17 protein-coding genes are annotated in these 16,950 nt (G+C 55.6%); 4 read left to right on the top strand and 13 right to left on the bottom strand.

The window, feature by feature from the left end; genetic code table 11:
• Window positions 1-81 precede the first annotated feature (81 nt).
• The 11 genes from ACWI0H_RS05220 to ACWI0H_RS05170 form a co-directional block, all read right to left on the bottom strand.
• Window positions 82-402 carry a hypothetical protein gene (locus ACWI0H_RS05220; protein WP_339881872.1) on the bottom strand — a complete coding sequence of 107 codons (321 nt, stop codon included), beginning with the start codon at window positions 400-402 and terminating at the stop codon, window positions 82-84.
• 41 nt (window positions 403-443) lie between these two features.
• On the bottom strand, window positions 444-1,433 hold the full coding sequence (locus tag ACWI0H_RS05215) for a lipid A deacylase LpxR family protein (protein ID WP_485875242.1): 990 nt from the start codon (window positions 1,431-1,433) through the stop codon (window positions 444-446).
• A 199-nt stretch (window positions 1,434-1,632) separates the two neighbouring features.
• Window positions 1,633-2,172, bottom strand: a complete 540-nt coding sequence (locus ACWI0H_RS05210) for a YaeQ family protein (RefSeq protein WP_101145983.1) — start codon at window positions 2,170-2,172, stop codon at window positions 1,633-1,635.
• A 62-nt stretch (window positions 2,173-2,234) separates the two neighbouring features.
• Window positions 2,235-2,930, bottom strand: coding sequence for a glutathione S-transferase family protein (locus ACWI0H_RS05205; RefSeq protein WP_485875240.1), 696 nt, complete (start codon window positions 2,928-2,930; stop codon window positions 2,235-2,237).
• 55 nt (window positions 2,931-2,985) lie between these two features.
• A complete protein-coding gene (locus ACWI0H_RS05200) occupies window positions 2,986-3,603 on the bottom strand; it encodes a LysE family translocator (protein WP_101145979.1) in 618 nt (205 codons plus the stop codon).
• A 100-nt stretch (window positions 3,604-3,703) separates the two neighbouring features.
• Window positions 3,704-4,477, bottom strand: coding sequence for an enoyl-CoA hydratase-related protein (locus ACWI0H_RS05195; protein WP_035559484.1), 774 nt, complete (start codon window positions 4,475-4,477; stop codon window positions 3,704-3,706).
• Between the two features lie 283 nt (window positions 4,478-4,760).
• Window positions 4,761-5,609, bottom strand: a complete 849-nt coding sequence (locus tag ACWI0H_RS05190; protein ID WP_485875237.1) for a 3-hydroxybutyryl-CoA dehydrogenase — start codon at window positions 5,607-5,609, stop codon at window positions 4,761-4,763.
• Between the two features lie 86 nt (window positions 5,610-5,695).
• Window positions 5,696-7,324 carry an acyl-CoA synthetase gene (locus ACWI0H_RS05185; RefSeq protein ID WP_101145975.1) on the bottom strand — a complete coding sequence of 543 codons (1,629 nt, stop codon included), beginning with the start codon at window positions 7,322-7,324 and terminating at the stop codon, window positions 5,696-5,698.
• Between the two features lie 116 nt (window positions 7,325-7,440).
• A complete protein-coding gene (locus ACWI0H_RS05180) occupies window positions 7,441-9,228 on the bottom strand; it encodes an acyl-CoA dehydrogenase (RefSeq protein ID WP_485875235.1) in 1,788 nt (595 codons plus the stop codon).
• 123 nt (window positions 9,229-9,351) lie between these two features.
• Window positions 9,352-10,725, bottom strand: a complete 1,374-nt coding sequence (locus ACWI0H_RS05175) for an MFS transporter (RefSeq protein WP_485875233.1) — start codon at window positions 10,723-10,725, stop codon at window positions 9,352-9,354.
• A 179-nt stretch (window positions 10,726-10,904) separates the two neighbouring features.
• A complete protein-coding gene (locus ACWI0H_RS05170) occupies window positions 10,905-11,549 on the bottom strand; it encodes a class I SAM-dependent methyltransferase (protein ID WP_335596542.1) in 645 nt (214 codons plus the stop codon).
• A gap of 40 nt (window positions 11,550-11,589) precedes the next feature.
• On the opposite strand from ACWI0H_RS05170, the gene ACWI0H_RS05165 reads away from it, so the two are divergent.
• From ACWI0H_RS05165 to ACWI0H_RS05150, 4 genes are all read left to right on the top strand, one after another.
• Window positions 11,590-11,973, top strand: a complete 384-nt coding sequence (locus ACWI0H_RS05165; RefSeq protein ID WP_008958233.1) for a VOC family protein — start codon at window positions 11,590-11,592, stop codon at window positions 11,971-11,973.
• A 160-nt stretch (window positions 11,974-12,133) separates the two neighbouring features.
• Window positions 12,134-12,523 (top strand): DUF4870 family protein, encoded by a 390-nt coding sequence (locus ACWI0H_RS05160; RefSeq protein WP_485875230.1) that lies wholly within the window; start codon window positions 12,134-12,136, stop codon window positions 12,521-12,523.
• 2 nt (window positions 12,524-12,525) lie between these two features.
• Window positions 12,526-13,461 carry a lysophospholipid acyltransferase family protein gene (locus tag ACWI0H_RS05155; protein WP_485875228.1) on the top strand — a complete coding sequence of 312 codons (936 nt, stop codon included), beginning with the start codon at window positions 12,526-12,528 and terminating at the stop codon, window positions 13,459-13,461.
• Between the two features lie 30 nt (window positions 13,462-13,491).
• Window positions 13,492-13,842, top strand: a complete 351-nt coding sequence (locus ACWI0H_RS05150) for a DUF4870 family protein (protein WP_485875226.1) — start codon at window positions 13,492-13,494, stop codon at window positions 13,840-13,842.
• 7 nt (window positions 13,843-13,849) lie between these two features.
• On the opposite strand, the gene ACWI0H_RS05145 is transcribed toward ACWI0H_RS05150, so the two are convergent.
• Together ACWI0H_RS05145 and ACWI0H_RS05140 are read right to left on the bottom strand one after the other, a co-directional pair.
• Window positions 13,850-15,259: a mannose-1-phosphate guanylyltransferase/mannose-6-phosphate isomerase gene (locus tag ACWI0H_RS05145; protein ID WP_485875224.1), complete on the bottom strand. Its 1,410-nt coding sequence runs from the start codon at window positions 15,257-15,259 to the stop codon at window positions 13,850-13,852.
• Window positions 15,256-16,884 (bottom strand): alkaline phosphatase family protein, encoded by a 1,629-nt coding sequence (locus ACWI0H_RS05140; protein ID WP_485875222.1) that lies wholly within the window; start codon window positions 16,882-16,884, stop codon window positions 15,256-15,258. The genes ACWI0H_RS05145 and ACWI0H_RS05140 overlap by 4 nt, the downstream gene beginning before the upstream one ends.
• Between the last annotated feature and the right edge of the window lie 66 nt (window positions 16,885-16,950).

Here is a 16,950-nt window from a genome sequence, read left to right as displayed (position 1 = left end):
GGTATCAAGCAATATGCAAATAGCTGCACACCTCTGCCCAGGCTAGCACTCCTGTGCTAGTTGTATACGCAAGGAAAATATTTAGTGCTGGCTCTCCCACCACTTGGCGTAGGAACTGTTATGGGGCGCAAGGCCGCCTTCATCGGGGGCATCATCATCCCACCACACTGGGCCACGCTCCCCAAGCGCTTCTTTAGCAGCTTGAACCGCGTCACGGGCTTGGCGAAGCGCATCGTCATCTTCTTGCTGTTGGGCCGTTCTGACGGCCCGGCGGGCTTTCATCAACTCTTTGATATGGATGCGCTTTTGGTCTTCACCTAAGCGCGGATCAGTACAGCGCCAGAGTCGATTTTTGGCAATAAAATAGCGCCCATCGGGGGTGTGGGGGTATTGCTTGGCCATGAATACTCTCCTCCCGAAAGACGCTCAAACCTTTAAGCAGTTTAGAAGCGCTTGGACAGCGTTAGAGCTCCAAACTTATCCTGCTCTTCTTGCCCATCAAATTCGCGTGAGCGCTGCACAGCAGCGTAAGTGACCTGCCAATCTTCCCAGGCCAACGCCAGCCCTGCGGAAATGTCGCCCACCCACTCTTTGCGGTCAACCGAGTGGCTATTTCTGAAGCTGTTGCCATCCAACGTCAGGTTTTGTGCCATGTAGTAACCATCCACACTCGCAAACAGATACCACTGCCACCCCTCTTTTCCGGTCATGTGGTGGCGGCTGCCGGGGTTGGGCGTTAGCGTAGGAATACCCGAGGCTTCATCACCCCAGCGCACGCTATAGCCAGCGCTGGCGTAGGTGTAAAGGTTACCTAAGGCAGCCCCGACGCTAGGCCCATGAGCAAATTGCTTACCAATAAACGGGGAGCTATGCCACCACTGGCGGCGCATAGCGACGTTCACAATGGCTTCATCGCCAAGCTGATTATTCCAGCCGTTAGGACGATCACTATCGGTGATGCGGTGTACTTCTCGTTGGATACTATCGGCAAGCGAGGACGGCCCCACCAAGCCAATATCCAGATGCAGATCGGTTGCTTGGCGCCAATTACCCATTGGCACATCTTCATAAAGCGAAATCCCACCATAAACGAGACCAGCATAGGGGCGATCATCTTCAATCAAACGACGCTCTTCGATGTTATCCGGCGTATAGATCTGATGCACCAATCGGTAAGCGGCCATATCAGCGCTGCCGATGAAGCTATCGGGGAGTGCCGTAGCTAAGCGCTGCATCCAACTTTCATCACTAGGCTCAAAGGTCCAGTTAAGCTCAAAGCCACTGGTAAAATGGCCATCATCACTGCTGGCCATGCCATCATTTTCATGCTTAACCGAGAGCACACTACCTTCTGCTTGGGCCAGCGTGGGCAGCAAACTAATGGCTGCGACTAGCGGGAGCAGTTTCCATCGTAAAACGGAATTTAGTTTCATTGCTCGTTCCTTGAGATTGACCTTGAGGCTGCTTTTTTAGACTGCTAGTGAAAGCAGTAACAAACATTGTTGATTGTATGTAATTGTGCAAAAAGATAGCAAGCATACTTTTAAAAATAAAGGATGACCCCTTGGCCATCCTTTATCTGTCTATCGCTTAAGCCTTTAGCATAAAGGATAGACGAACGTCTGATGATTTCTAGCGCTCGCGCAACAACCATTGCGGCGTTATCTCGTGTTGACCGTTTTCGTCGGTAATAAACAACGATCCTTCGCTGATCATAACGGCCCAATTAATCGCCCGGGGTAGATCCTTAGCAATGGTCGCTAGGGCTTCTTGTGGCAATACAGCCACATGCACATTTTTCAGCGATGCAACACCGGGTAGCACTTTACTCTCCCAAATATCTACCCGGCCGTAAGCCAACAGTGACACCCGCTCCGCCCGGCGTGAACACCACGTAATGCGCTCGGCGTCTGGCAACCCCACTTCAATCCAGTGCAGCAAGCGCCCGTCTAAGCTTTTTTCCCACAGCGCTGGCTCATCGACATCAGAGAGCCCTCGCCCAAAGGCCAACGATTCGCTGTACCACAGTACATAGGCAAGTAAGCGCGCGGTCATGCGTTCTTCGGTTTCTGACGGATGACGCGCCACGGTAAAGCGCAGCGTTTCATAAACACCGCGATCCAGATCGGTGAGGTTAATATCAACTTTGTAGGGCGTTGCGCTAAGAGCCATGAACGTGTCCAAACGAAAATTTGCGCTAGTGTACCCGATGCCACGGGCGAATTGTGCGGAAGTTAAGCATGGCGATAATCAGCACTCAGCGTGCCGTTTTTTAGCGTTTCATCTTCGTGCATGGGCTCGCGCCACGTCTCTTCGAGCGCGGCTTGATACCACGCCTGCATCGCTGGCAGCGCCAGCAAGCGCTCGACATACCCTTGGGACTGTTCACTCACTGGCAGATTAAACGTCTGTATGCGAAAAGCGACGGGCGCATAAAACGCATCAACGGCGGTAAAGTGCTCGCCCGCCAGGAAAGGCCCGCCAAAGCGCTCAAGCCCCTGTTGCCATAATGCATCCAAGCGTGTCACATCCGCCTTGAGATTGGCCGATAAGCTTTCCAATTTTACTCGGATACCGCAGTTCATTGAACACTCGTCGCGCAGAGCACCAAAGCCGCTGTGCATTTCAGCAGTGGCAGAGCGCGCCCAGGCGCGAGCGGTTTTATCACTCGGCCAAACGTTGGCGTGCTGCTCGGCCAAATACTCAACAATCGCCAGCGAATCCCACACCGCCAGATCACTCTCCCTATCCACTAAACAAGGCACTAAGCCCGATGGCGAAAAGCGGGTATAAACGTCATGGCTAGCGCCAAAGCCGCCTTCAAACGGCATGAGATGTTCGTTGAACGGAATCTCCATTACTTTCATCAACACCCAGGGGCGCAGCGACCAAGAGGAATAGTTCTTGTTAGCGATATAGAGATCAAACATACAGCGCTCCTTGTATGTGAAATTTGAAGTAGCCGAGCGATATGGGCTGTCATCCTTAACGTGCCGCCTGAGCGAGGGTATTGCCTCCTAAGCCCATTAATACGCCACCACCAATGCGCTGGATGAGCCGAGAGGAGCCGTGGGATTTTTGTAGCCATTGGCGTAGAGGACTCGCAAGTAGCACCACCATGACATCCGCAGATGAAAACAGCACATTGGTGGCGATACCTAGCCAGAGCAGTTGCCATGCTACCGGCATCGCGCTCTCGGGCTGCACAAACTGGGGCAGAAACGCGACAAAGAAAAGCGCGGTTTTAGGGTTGAGCATCTCCACCAGAAAGCTGTCGCGAAGCACGCGTTTCGTGGTTGCCAGCGGCATCTCTTCGCCGTGGGTGCGAATGCCCTGCTGCCATAGCCGCAGTCCCATCCAGAGCAGGTAGAGCCCACCGATGATTTTCATGGCGATGTAGGCAGGGGGAATCGCCGCAAACAGCAGCGCTAATCCTAGCGCGGCGGCAACCACATGCACATAACACCCCATATGTACACCGATGACCGCTAACCACCCTGCCCGTCGGCCGCGCCCCAACGTCTGCGCTGCGGTATATAGCATTGCAGGCCCAGGTAAATAAGCGAAACCAAGCGCGGCGAGAATAAATGCGGCCCATTGCATAGTGGCGGCTCTCTTGAAAGGAACAGTTAGCTTTCGAGAATAAAACGGGGGTGGCGCAAGCGCCACCCCCTAAATAAGTAAAACTGTAATTAATCAAACCTTAGAAGTTCGGTTTGCGCTTCTCGACAAATGCCGCCATGCCTTCTTTCTGCTCGTCACCGGCAAAGCAGAAGGCGAACAGGCTGGTTTCCAGCGCTAGTGCGCTATCAAGGTCTTGATCCATGCCGTCGTGAACTGCCTGCTTGGCGCCGCGCACTGACTGTGGGCCGTTGCCTTTGAGTTGCTTGGTGAGTTCTTCAACGTAGCTCTCCAGCTCCGCTTGCGGCATCACACGGTTCACTAAGCCGATACGCAGCGCTTCTTGGGCATCGATTTTGCGCCCGGTAGTGACCAGGTCAATCGCCATGGCAGGGCCAACACGGCGTGGCAGACGCTGGGTGCCGCCAAAGCCGGGGATGACGCCCAGGAGCACTTCCGGCTGGCCGAATACCGCGTTATCGCTGGCTACGGCCCAGTCGCAGGCCAGTGCCAGTTCGCAGCCGCCGCCAAGGCAAAACCCGTTCACCAACGCGACCACCGGCACGGGGAGTGTCTCTAGGCGTTTAATGGTACGCAGCGCTTGGCTGGCAAAGGCCCGCGCTTCTTCAGGTGTTTTTTCACGCATTTCAGTGATATCTGCACCCGCCACAAAGGACTTCTCGCCCGCACCGGTAATTAGCACGGCACGTAGGTTCGGGTGGGCTTCAAGCTCAACCAAATGTGCTTCCAGCGCGGCAAGCACTTCGCTGTTAAGGGCATTCAGCGCTTTAGGACGATTGATGGTCAGTCGCACCATCCCATCGTTATCAACCTTCTCGATCACTGCTTCGCTCATGGCGGACTCCTTATTCGATTTATTATTGAACATGAAAGTGAATACTACTCAACCCTAGCGAACGCTTGGTTGAGTGGCAATGACTTCTTATCGGGTTCTTACAATTGACAATCTATACCTCTAGGCATCAAGGGCAGGTTTCCACGAGGGCGCTGTAAACCCATCCCTGGGCGCTACTTTTGTCATCCATGACAAAAGACCCTCGTTTCAACCTACCCTCGCAGCTAATTAGCGACCACTGACAACTCAATCTGATAAATCATTGTTTCAAATTATTATTAAGTTAGCCGTAGTGATAGAAACCGCGACCACTTTTACGGCCTAGATAGCCCGCGGCGACCATGCGTTTAAGCAGTGGGCAGGGACGGTATTTCGGGTCGCCAAAGCCCTCTTGAAGCACTTCCATGATTGCCAAGCAAACATCCAGCCCAATCAAATCCGCCAGCGCTAGCGGCCCCATGGGGTGAGCCGCGCCTAGTTTCATGGCGTTATCAACCGCTTCCGGCGTTGCGGTGCCCTCTTGCACGATAAACGCTGCCTCATTGATCATGGGCACCAACAGTCGATTCACCGCGAAGCCTGGCGCATCGCCTACCGGTACGGCGGTTTTGCCCAGCGCCTTCGCGAGGTTTTCAATCTCGGCCACGGTAGCGTCCGAGGTTTGCTCGGCGCGAATCACTTCCACCAATTTGAGCACCGGCACCGGATTAAAGAAGTGCATGCCCACCACGCGCTCAGGGTGCTCGCACACCGCCGCCAGCCGGGTGAGGGACAGCGACGAGGTGTTGGAGGCTAAAATAGCCGTGCTGCTCAATTGGCTAAGATCGCGAAACAGCTTCTCTTTGAGTTCAGGCTGTTCGGGGGCCGCCTCGATAATGATCGCGCAGTCGCTGAGAGCATTGAGTGTGGTAGTGGTCGAAAGACGGGCGAGAGCGGCACTTTTATCCGCCTCGCTGAGCTTCTCTTTAGTGACCAATTTACCCAAGCCTTTATCGATATTCGCCTTGGCGCGGCCAAGTTGCTCTTCGGCCACATCGAAAAGGCGCACGTTAAAGCCACTGGCAGCCGCCACCTGAGCGATCCCCTGCCCCATGGTTCCGGCGCCCACCACACCAATTTGTTGGTCACTCATGCACGATCTCCTCTATTGATTATCAATACTAGCGGCTATCACTACTGGCGGTTATCACCGCTAGTGCTTATTACTATTAAGGATGGTTAATGATTTTTAGCTTCTTCACGCAAGACGAATTTTTGTATCTTGCCCGTTGATGTTTTCGGTAGCTCGCTGAAAATGACTGTTTTAGGGACTTTGTAGCCCGCCAAATGTTCACGGCAGTGGGCGATAATATCCGCCTCTGTGACTTCGCCGTAGCCCACCTTGAGCTTCACAAACGCACAGGGCGTTTCGCCCCACTTCTCGTCAGGCTTGGCGACCACGGCTGCCTCTTCAACGGCGGGATGGCCGTAAATGGCGTCTTCCACTTCGATGGTCGAGATGTTCTCTCCACCGGAAATAATGATGTCTTTCGAGCGGTCTTTGATTTCGATATAGCCATCCGGATGCCAAACCGCCAAATCGCCGGTGTGGTACCAGCCACCGTCCAGCGCTTGCTCGGTGGCCTCCGGGTTCTTTAAATAGCCCTTCATGACATTGTTGCCACGCATCAGTATTTCACCCATGGTCTGGCCATCCTTGGGTACTGGCTCCATGGTGAGCGGGTCAGCCACGCACAGCGCTTCGAGCATGTGGTAACGCACCCCCTGGCGGGCTTTTATTTTGGCCCGTGCTTCCAGCGGCAGTTCATCCCACGCTTCCCGCCAGGCACAGACGGTCACCGGACCATACACTTCGGTTAGGCCATACACGTGGGTCACTTCAATGCCTAGCTTCTCGACCCCGGAAATCACCGAGGCGGGTGGCGCAGCACCAGCAGTGGTGACTTTGACGGGGTGATCGAACTGGCGCTTATCTTCCGCGGGCAGGTTCACTAAGCCATTAAGAATAATAGGCGCCCCGCTGAAGTGAGTGACCTTCTCTTCGGCAATGAGCTGCATGATCTTTTTCGGGTCGACGCGGCGCAGGCACACGTTGACCCCGGCGTTGGCGGCAATCGTCCACGGGAAGCACCAGCCGTTGCAGTGGAACATCGGCAGCGTCCACAGGTAGATCGGGTGGTGGGGCATTGCCCACTCCATAATATTGCTCACCGCATTGAGGTAAGCGCCGCGGTGGTGATAAACCACGCCCTTGGGCTTACCGGTGGTGCCAGAGGTGTAGTTAAGCGAGATCGCATCCCACTCATCCGCAGGCAGTTGATAGGCAAAATTGGCGTCGCCCTCGTTAAGCAGCGCCTCATACTCGATCTCACCAATGCCTTGCGTGTCGCCGAGAAACTCTACATCGGCAACATCAATGATCAGCGGCTTGTGGATTAGCTGGGCAACGGCTTGCTGGATGACCTCAGCAAACTCGGGATCGACCAGAATGGCTTTGGCTTCGCCGTGCTCCAGCATATAGCTGATCGCCTCTGCATCCAGACGAATATTCAGGGTGTTCAATACGCAACCCGCCAGCGGCACGCCAAAGTGCGCCTCGAACATTGCTGGGATATTAGGCAGCATCGCCGCCACCGTTTGACCTGGCTGGATGCCCCGCTGTTGCAAGGCGGAAGCAAGCTGGCGGCAGCGCGCCCAGGATTGGCCCCACGTACGTCGCGTACTGCCATGAACCACCGCCGGGTAGTCGGGATAGATCGACGCGGAGCGTTCAATAAAGGTCAGCGGTGAAAGCGGTACGTGGTTAGCGGTGGTTTTGGGCAAGCCTTGCTCGAAAATGGTGTTCATGGTCGGCTCCTGATTTTGTTGATGTTATTAAAAGCGTTCGTTTTAAATGTTTGTTTTGATGGACTGAAAACAGCACCGCCGCCTCTAGGGCGGCGGTGCTGGCTAATACATTAGCGTCAATAAACCTCAAACTCGCTTAAACACTGCATACCCGCCTCAATTACCGCACGCTGGGCGCGACCTACTGGTAACCACTGGGTGATGGCAAACTCGGCGCTGCGCATCTTGGCAGTATAGAAGGGATCGTTGTTGCCGCTGTTAATTGCCGCCTGGGCGCTTAATGCCGACTGCCCCATCTGCCACGCGCACAGCACATGTCCCGCCAAGTTAAGGAACGGCGTAGCGTAAGCCTGCACCGCATCTGCGCCTTTTTCAGGGTCAGAGCCTTGTTCCAACACAATGGCCTGGGCGGCTTTTAAGTCTTCCAAACCTGCCGCCAAGCCACGGCCCAATGTTCCAAGTGCAGGGTCGGCGTTGAGTTGCTCCACGGTTGCAGCAGCGTCGTGAAGGAGCGCGGTAAGCGCTTCGCCGTTGTCACGCTGAAGCTTTCGGCCTGCTAAATCGAGCGCCTGAATACCGTTGGTGCCTTCGTAAATGGGAGCAATCCGGGCATCGCGCAGTAGCTGGGCGGCACCGGTCTCTTCCACGTAGCCCATCCCGCCGTGCACCTGAATGCCCATGGAGGCAATATCCACGGCTTGATCAGTTGAGAAGCTTTTGATCACCGGAATTAGGATATCAGCGCGAGCCTGAGCGGCGTGGCGGGCTTCATTACTTTCCGCGTGGCGGGCGGTATCAAGCTCAGCGGCACAGTACAGTGCCAGCGCGCGCAGCGCATCGGTACGCGCACGCATCGAAAGCAGCATACGGCGTACGTCCAAGTGATCACTGATGCTGCACTCGGCGCCGCCACGCGTTTTCGGAGAACGCCCCTGGCGACGCTCGAGGGCATAGGCAAAGGCGTGCTGACAGGCACGTTCGGCCACGCCGATGCCCTGTATACCGACTTTATGGCGTGCCTCGTTCATCATGGTGAACATGTGATTCAGACCACGCCCCTCTTCACCGACCAAGTAGCCAATCGCGCCGCCATTTTCGCCAAAACTGAGGGTGCATGTCGGTGAGCCGTGAATGCCCAGCTTATGCTCAATGGACGCGCAGGTGACATCATTGCGCTCGCCCAGCGCGCCATCTTCGTTAACCAGGAACTTGGGCACCAAAAACAGGGAGATGCCTTTGTTGCCTTCCGGTGCATCCGGCTTACGGGCAAGTACCAAGTGGATAATATTCTCGGCGGCGTCGTGTTCGCCCCAGGTGATATAGATCTTCTGGCCGCTGATGCGGTAGTGGTCGTTTTCAGGGATCGCGCGGGTGCGCACCTGGGAGAGATCCGACCCCGCTTGGGATTCGGTGAGGTTCATGGTGCCCGTCCAGGTGCCTTCCACCAGTTTGGGCAAGTAGGTCGCTTTGAGGGTATCGCTGCCGTGATGCGCCAGTGCTTCGATAGCACCTGCAGTCAACATCGGGCAGAGCCCCAGCGCCATATTGGCACCGTGAAGCATCTCCTGAACCGCGCTAGCCACCACTTCGGGCAGATTCTGACCGCCTAGCGCTTCTGATACACCGATACCGTTCCAGCCCCCCTCGACATAAGCCTGGTAAGCCGCCGCGAAGCCTTCCGGGGTTGTTACACTGCCGTCGGTATGGCGCTTGGCCCCCTGCTGATCGCCAATCTTGTTAAGCGGCCCCCAGACGTCACCGGCCAGTTTTGCGGCTTCTTCGAGTACCGCCTCGACCAAGTCTGGCGTGGCTTCTTCAAAGCCCGGTAGGCTAAGCGAGCGGTGCGCTAGTAACTCTTCGAGCACAAAGCGCAAATCGCGTACCGGTGCGGCGTAAACATTCATAGCGAACCTCGGGCTGAAAATTAAACAATTGTTTGAAAATCTGCCTACGATAGTAGTAACACTCTCCCACCCACACCATTAGCCCAAGGTATCACCCGCTATGAATAGCGTCTTCACCCGTATTTATTTTCGCTCACTTGCTTGCTCCACATCATCATAGTAGGTGATATGGCTCTCATCTTCTGCGGGCGGCCCCACCACCGGCTCGGCGGCATCGACATCCCAAACGGCATCGGAAAGGTCTTCCAGGTGCTCATGCTCCAGTGCCCCCTGCATTAGCTCTTCGGTCACCACCAGTTCAGCACCGGCAGCAGTCATTGGCGTAGTCGGTGTAAACGGAGCCACGGGCACCGGTGCTGGGCGTACATGACGGCGCCAGGAAAAGAACATCACAAAGAACAGACTCAGCGAGCCAAAGGCCCAGAACAGACCCGCGTCTCCCATTGCCGTCATCACCGGGGAAATCATCAGGGGGCTGACGGTAGCGCCAATCGAGTTGATCAACAGCAAGCCTTGACTCATTCGCACCAAGGCCCCAGCAGGCGCACGGTCGGCGGCATGGCTTACGGCCACTGGATAAAGGGCAAAGACGCCGCCGCCGAGCAGGAACAGCAGCACTGCCAATAGCGGTGTCGAAAGAGGTAACCAGAGTATCGCCGCGGAGATAAGCACACAGAAACCGCTGATGCCGATTAGTACCATTTGTCGGTCATGGCGATCCGACCAGCGGCCAATCGGGTATTGCAGCAACATGGCCCCCATGATGAGTACCGCCATCATCTGACCCACCTGGCTCACGCTCATACCATTACGCTGCAGGTAGAGTGGCAACAGCGTGTAGGCCGCCGCGACAACCATGCCCGAGCCTAAACTGCCCATCACGCCGGTGGGCGTCAGGGTAATCAAACGATGTGGGGGAAGCGGCTCGGCGTGCTCGATAATCGGCGATACGCGGGGAATCATCGCCATGGGCAGCACAGAGAGCGAAGCCAGTAGGCCAATCACCATAAAGGGCGCAGTGACACCCATGGCGTTCGTCACGCCTAGCAGCAACTGACCCAGCACCCCCGCGGCGTACAGCGAAATCATATATAGCGCCAATAGGCGGCCACGGACTCTTTGATCACCGGCGGTCAATAGCCAGCTCTCTATAACCAGATAAACCCCTACCGTTGCCCAGCCGCCGACCAAGCGCAGCGCAAACCACGCCCAGGGGTCGAAAAACAATCCTTGCAGTAACACGGTGACAGCCACTAACGAGGCAAAACTGCCGTAAGCGCGAATATGGCCAATACGCAGCAACAGGCGATCATTCACCATTGCGCCCAACGCCAAACCGATGAAATAAGCCGACGAGACAATACCGATCACCGTGGCCGATTCACCGGCGGCATCGAGGCGCACGGTAATTAAGGTGGCAAGAAAACCATTGCCTATCCCGAGAATGAAGAGCCCTAAAAGGGGCGCCAGCGCCATGGCTAGGAGTTGCCGCGACATGAAAACCTCGTCTTGACTATAAGTGGTGAAACAGGGGCGAAAAACAGGGATGAAACACGTTGGTTAACGCATTCAATATTCCGTTATCTCACCTGGCACACCGGGTCAGGCAGGGATAGCGGCGCGCAATTATTGCCCCAAAGGGGGCAAAGTCAATGCTTTTCTAAGGTTACAATTATTCACCTTAGCGTTTTATGTAGAATAACCGTGTCTGGCCCAGGAAATTCCACTACTAAACTATTCTTTTGTGCCCACCAACGAAAGGTCTCTTCACTAAAAAAGCTGATATGGGTGGGGTCGCTAATATAGTGCCAGCGGGTAAAGGCGTCAGAAGAAGAGACGCGCTTGGTCATCAAGCCAAGGTAGCCCCCAGGGGCAAGCTGAGCGACTAACCGTGCAAGCACTTGGCCAGGTTGTGACAAATGCTCGACGACTTCGGTGGCGGTGATAAAATCAAACGTTTGGTTAAGAACTGAAGTGTCAGAGGCATAGAAAGGGTCGTAAATAACCATCGGATGGCCCTGCTCTGCGAACATCACCGACAGCGTGGGCCCTGGCCCAGAACCAAAATCGAGCCCGCGGGCGTCAGGTTCAAGTTTGGCCAGCAGCGGGGTAAATAAACGCCCTAAAAAGCGCCGGTATCCCGTATCATGCGGCGAGTTTTGATGCTTGTCGTATTCGGCCTTTTCAGCGGCAGCGCTCAAATGCTGCTCAAGGGGGACAAATACCAGCTTGCACGTGGCACACTGGTAGTAGTCACGACGCCGATCCCGGTGGTAAAGCGCAGTGGTGGTTTCCGCGCATAGTGGACAGCGGCGCATCATCGTATTCTCTGGCTTATCGTTATGTATTAAGGAAAGTGGCATGCTATCAGGTCTGGATCATCTTGTAGTTACCGTGACCGACATGGGTCGCGCCGTCGATTTTTACTCACGTGTTTTAGGCTTAGATGTACGCTACCGCGATGCTCAACGGGTTGATTTAATGCTCGGTGATACCGCGTTGCGTCTGCATCAAACCGACACCGACATTGCCCCCATCTCAGCAACCCCAACGCCCGGCAGCCTGGATTTATGCCTGCGTTGCCAACTGCCGTTGGATGAGTTTAAGCAACACTTAGACGCATTGGCTATCGACGTAGAGTTGGGGCCCGTTGCTCGCCAAGGCGCCAATGGCCCCATTGAGTCGATCTACCTGCGCGACCCGGACGGCAATCTTCTTGAGATTTGCCGCCCCGCTGCGCGTTAGTGCCCAATGTTCGTTAGTGATAAGGCGAATAGCGCACGCTATCATAGTGCGCCGGAGCAACCTCTGCTGAGGGTGCTTTGCATTACTAAAGAAGTGCTTTGCATCTCTAACACAGCAGTGCCCGCTCAGCACTTATAGCGATTTACCGAAAGGAAATGTTATGCAAGATAACGCCAATGAGGCGCCACAAGAAGGCAACGTTGTCAGCGAAGAGCGCCCTCAACAGCCCGACACCACCATGGCAATGGTGAACTATGCGCTCTATCTGGCCAGTTTCTTCCTCGGTTTTACGTCGCTTATCGGTGTGATCATCGCCTATGTCTATAAAGGCAAAGGCCCTGCATGGCTAGACGAACACTACCGCTATCAGATCCGCACGTTCTGGATAGGGCTAGTCTACGGCATTGTCTTTTCGTTCTTGACGCTCATCTTGATCGGCTTCCCGTTGCTGCTGGCCCTCGCCGTCTGGCTGATTATCCGCTGCGTTAAAGGCTTCAAAGGGCTGCAAGAGAAACGCGCCCCTTCCAACGTAGATACCTGGTTGTTTTAGATATGACGCAACAAACGGGTGATACCCAACGTCGTTTTTCAAAGGCCAGTGCGATTAGCTGGCTATGGCGCCAGCTATCACGCTGGCCGCTGAAGCGGCTATGGCGAATGGCATCGGTGCTAGGCCCCGTGGTTTACCGTTTCAATAAGCGTGAGCGAGAGGTAACCGAGCGCAACCTGACGGTCATTTATCCCACTCTCTCTAACGCTGAGCGTCAAACTCTTGCCCGGCAGAGTTTACGGCACTCAACCGCTACCATGCTGGAATTAGGCCATGCCTGGATGGCGGAGCCCAATAGAGTAGAAAACAGCATTTTAGCGGTACACGGCCGCGACAAACTCGATAACGCCCGCAACGAAGGCCGCGGCGTCATTGTGCTCGCCCCGCACTTCGGCAACTGGGAAGTGCTTAACTTCTGGCTATCGAGCCACTTCCCGTTTACCGCCATGTACGAGCCCCCAAAAATCAGCGCCCTTGACCCAGTGATTCGCCATGGTCGCGAGCGCATGGGGGCGAGCCTAGTGCCCACCAACCCCCGCGGCGTTGCAGCACTGCTCAAAGCGCTTAAGCGCAGCGAGGCGATTGGCATACTGCCCGACCAGGAGCCCGACTGGGGCAGTGGCGTTTTCGCGCCTTTCTTTGGTCGCGATGCCTACACCGCCACGTTGCTACCCAAACTAGTAGCCCGCACCCAGGCACGTGTGATCACCGGGGTCGCGCTACGGGTACCCGGCAGCGGGTTTGAGATTTATTTTCTCGATGCCGATGAGCGTGTTTACAGCCCCGATGACCAAACGTCTGCCACCGGAGTGAATGCCAGCGTGGAAGCCGCAATAAGCTTGGAACCTGCGCAGTATCAGTGGGAGTACAAGCGATACCGTCAAGTGGTCCAAGAGCAGCAAAAGCTAGCTAACTACCGCGACTATCGCCTTTATTAGTGCGTCGACTTTATTAACCAGAGCTTACTGATGACCCAAAACGTTTTATCTCGGGATGAGATACGCCCGCCGCAGATTATTTATGCGCTATTCCTGGCGGGTATTGTCACTGCCAATATCACCCTGCTGATTGGCGTGGTGATCGCCTATGTCTACCGCAAAGACGCCGCACCGTGGCTACAGCCGCACTACCGTTACCTAATCCGCACGTTCTGGATCGGCACCCTGTATGCCTGCATCGCCTTTTTGCTCAGCATTGTCATGATCGGCACTCTGCTCTGGCCGCTGCTCGCGGTATGGTTGGGCGTGCGCTGCGTGCTCGGTTGGATCGATGTACGTAAGGGCCTCCCTCCCGCACGCCCTGCTAGCTGGCTTTGGTAAGCTACCCTCACTCGTTGTTGTCTCGGGCGTAAACATCATCCAAGCGCTCGATATCATCTTCGCCCAGGTAGCTCCCTGACTGCACTTCAATCAGCTCAAGGGGGATTTTGCCGGTGTTTTCCAGCCGATGTAGCGCGCCAATGGGGATATAGGTCGACTGATTTTCGCTGACCAGAAAACTGCGCTCTTCAAGCGTTACCTGCGCTGTGCCTCTCACCACAACCCAGTGCTCAGCGCGGTGATGATGGCGCTGCAGCGAGAGCCGCCCGCCGGGCTTCACGGTAATGTGTTTGACCTGATAGCGCTCGCCGCTGTCCATCGCCTGAAAGCTGCCCCAAGGTCGCTGCACCTGGGGCGCCGAACAGGGCTCGCTGCGCCCCGCCTGAGTAAGCGAAGCCACGAGTTGCTTGACCTGCTGCGCCTGGTCGCGGTGGGCCACCAACACGCTATCCGATGTTTCCACGACGATGAGGTTCTGCACGCCGAGCGTTGCCACAAGGCGGTGCTCGGCAAACACCAGTGAACCCTGGGTATCGGTTAGCCAGGCATCACCTTTACTGGCATTGCCCGCTGCGTCAGGCTCAACGGTTGCCCATAGCGCATCAAAACTGCCGATATCACTCCACGCAGCGGCCAAGGGCACCACGGCGGCATGCTCACAGTGCTCCATCACCGCGTAGTCGATGGAGTCAGCCGGGCAACGGCCAAATGCTGCTTCGCCCAGGCGCAGAAAATCCAAGTCGCGGTGTGCGCTATTAACCGCTTCCTGGCAGGCTTCCAGCATGGTCGGCTGTAGCCGCTTTAATTGATCCAGATAGCTTGAGGCGCGCAGCAGAAACATACCGCTGTTCCATAAGTAATCACCGCTTTTGACCAGTTCAGCGGCACGCTGGGCATTGGGTTTTTCAATAAAGGCCGCAAGATGATGGCCGCCTTCCAGCGGCTCGCCGCAGGCAATATAGCCATAGCCGGTTTCAGGCTGTGTCGGGACTACTCCAAAGGTAACGAGATAACCCGCTTCGGCTAACGGCTGGGCAAGTGACACGCTATGTTGGAACGCCTCTACATCGCCAATCACATGGTCAGCGGGCAGTACCAGCAGCAGTGGGTCATCGCCTGAGTGGCGTGCTAGCAGCGCCGCACAGGCAATCGCTGGCGCAGTATTACGGCCTTCAGGTTCGAGCACCACGGTGGCGGCTTGATTCATTTCGCGCAGCTGTTCGGCCATTAAAAAGCGGTGGCTATGGTGGCCCATCAGCATTGGGGCTGCATCGGTTAACCCGGCTAAGCGGCTTAGGGTTTGCTGCAGTAAGCTTTGAGACGAGGTTAAGCGCAAAAATTGTTTGGGCATCTGCTCTCGGGAAAGCGGCCACAGCCGTGTGCCGCTGCCACCGCTTAAAATTACCGGTTGGATCATTGCTGCGTCCTTGTGGTCGTCCTTGTATCCGGGCGAGTGTTTGCATTATTTGCTAACTCACCAAAATCATCCTGCAGCCAGTGGCGCAGTTGGCTCATCCTGGGCGCGTTACTTGCCTGCTCCAGCGCGGGTAGCGTGCCGGGAATAAAGCCACGCTCTATAAACGGCGCCAATAGCGCCGGGTTCCCGCTAACAATATGCACCGGTACCGCTGCGCTGGCATCGTCGCCGGTAATCAATGGCGCGGCCTGATGATCACCCAGCACTATCATCAAGGTATGGTCATCCACCACTCGTTCGGCCCAGCGTCCGGCCACTTTTACAGCGTAGTCCACCGACCAGGCATAGTGGTCGCGAATACGTTCAATGTCCTGCCACAGTACTTCTGGCGGGTCGCCAGCGTTCTCCCAGGGCGCAAAAATGCTGCCATCCCCAATCAAAGACCACTCTTCAATCACCGGCAGAATAGGCGTCCACGGGGCATGGCTAGAGATTAACGTCAGTTGAGCAAACACCGGCGACTCACCCAGCAAGTGTTGCTGAGTATAGTCGAGGGTGAACTGATCGGGCATGGTCACCCAGTTGAGCGCAGGCCCGGCGTAGTCGATATCCTTTGCCGCGGCAATTTGATCGAAGCCGTAAGCCTCCCCTTCCGGCCATGCCATAGAAATAGCCGGCATCACGGCCAGCGTGCGTTGGCCGGTAGCACTGAAATCATCAATCAAGGTGGAGTGGTCGCTGTCTAACATCAACTGGTACCACAGCTGGTTATCAATCCAACGACCGCTTAACGCTGTTGCGTGGGCAAGCCAGGATTGCCCGCCACGAATCGGCGATGCCAACAACCCAGAGACAACATGAAGCTCGCGCTCCTCTAGCCGCTGCTGCATATCGGCAAGGGTCGGCAGCAGAACGTCCGCATAACGGGGATTATCCAGCGCAGAGACGCCATAAGACTCAATAAAGGTGAGCAGCACATTGTGTCCATCGAGCCCAGGTAACCGCTGACTTTCCAGCGGCGCTGCCTCCAGTTGCGCGGTAAAGGCCAAGCGCGCGGCGTGAGTATCGGCCATTTGCTGCCATTGAAACCGTGTGCTGTTGACCATCGGCAAACGGGCGCTATCCACCAGCCGCACACCGTTAAGTTCAAGTGCGGTACCGATGGTGGCAATGACTAATAGCGTCAACGCAGCGACACCGGGCAGCCGTTTAATCGAGTAAGTGACGGGAGGAAGTAGTAGTCTCACTAAGCCTAGGGCGATACCAAGCAGCACGGCAGCCCCTGCCAGCATTGCGCAAACCGCCAAAAACTGACCTACATTACCTACTAATAAGTGATAAATGGAGCGCAGCAAAGGTACGTCAAGATAGAGGTTGAGTGGCCGGGCAAACGCCATGTGAGTAGCGGCAGTGCCTAAATTCACAGCCGTCGCTAACATGATCCAACTGACAAACCCAACACCGGCGAAACGACGCGCCTGACCGACGGGGAGCACCAGCATAAGGGGCGCAATGATAAACGCCTCCCAAGCGATCAAATGGGCACCGATCTCTCCAAACCGCCACCATAGCGGCGCAACGAGCAGGACATTCAGCAGTAAGGACGTTAATAATATTCGAATCATCGCATTCTCATTTGTACCTGCTTTAGCTTACAGTGTCTGAAGTACGACCTCTCCATGTTCGGTCTT

The sequence above is a fragment of the Halomonas sp. NYA30 genome (assembly GCF_976980765.1).
The sequence above is the reverse complement of the archived record's forward strand: the minus strand, read 5'-3'. Positions and strand labels throughout refer to the sequence as shown.

Bases quoted from the DNA above. Each gene is read 5' to 3' on its own strand.
- ACWI0H_RS05165 (WP_008958233.1), top strand. From the start codon at position 11,590: ATGCTATCAGGTCTGGATCATCTTGTAGTTACCGTGACCGACATGGGT.
- ACWI0H_RS05210 (WP_101145983.1), bottom strand. From the start codon at position 2,172: ATGGCTCTTAGCGCAACGCCCTACAAAGTTGATATTAACCTCACCGAT.
- ACWI0H_RS05220 (WP_339881872.1), bottom strand. From the start codon at position 402: ATGGCCAAGCAATACCCCCACACCCCCGATGGGCGCTATTTTATTGCC.
- ACWI0H_RS05195 (WP_035559484.1), bottom strand. From the start codon at position 4,477: ATGAGCGAAGCAGTGATCGAGAAGGTTGATAACGATGGGATGGTGCGA.
- ACWI0H_RS05215 (WP_485875242.1), bottom strand. From the start codon at position 1,433: ATGAAACTAAATTCCGTTTTACGATGGAAACTGCTCCCGCTAGTCGCA.
- ACWI0H_RS05205 (WP_485875240.1), bottom strand. From the start codon at position 2,930: ATGTTTGATCTCTATATCGCTAACAAGAACTATTCCTCTTGGTCGCTG.
- ACWI0H_RS05185 (WP_101145975.1), bottom strand. From the start codon at position 7,324: ATGAACACCATTTTCGAGCAAGGCTTGCCCAAAACCACCGCTAACCAC.
- ACWI0H_RS05170 (WP_335596542.1), bottom strand. From the start codon at position 11,549: ATGATGCGCCGCTGTCCACTATGCGCGGAAACCACCACTGCGCTTTAC.
- ACWI0H_RS05180 (WP_485875235.1), bottom strand. From the start codon at position 9,228: ATGAATGTTTACGCCGCACCGGTACGCGATTTGCGCTTTGTGCTCGAA.
- ACWI0H_RS05200 (WP_101145979.1), bottom strand. From the start codon at position 3,603: ATGCAATGGGCCGCATTTATTCTCGCCGCGCTTGGTTTCGCTTATTTA.
- ACWI0H_RS05150 (WP_485875226.1), top strand. From the start codon at position 13,492: ATGACCCAAAACGTTTTATCTCGGGATGAGATACGCCCGCCGCAGATT.
- ACWI0H_RS05160 (WP_485875230.1), top strand. From the start codon at position 12,134: ATGCAAGATAACGCCAATGAGGCGCCACAAGAAGGCAACGTTGTCAGC.
- ACWI0H_RS05145 (WP_485875224.1), bottom strand. From the start codon at position 15,259: ATGATCCAACCGGTAATTTTAAGCGGTGGCAGCGGCACACGGCTGTGG.
- ACWI0H_RS05190 (WP_485875237.1), bottom strand. From the start codon at position 5,609: ATGAGTGACCAACAAATTGGTGTGGTGGGCGCCGGAACCATGGGGCAG.
- ACWI0H_RS05175 (WP_485875233.1), bottom strand. From the start codon at position 10,725: ATGTCGCGGCAACTCCTAGCCATGGCGCTGGCGCCCCTTTTAGGGCTC.
- ACWI0H_RS05140 (WP_485875222.1), bottom strand. From the start codon at position 16,884: ATGATTCGAATATTATTAACGTCCTTACTGCTGAATGTCCTGCTCGTT.
- ACWI0H_RS05155 (WP_485875228.1), top strand. From the start codon at position 12,526: ATGACGCAACAAACGGGTGATACCCAACGTCGTTTTTCAAAGGCCAGT.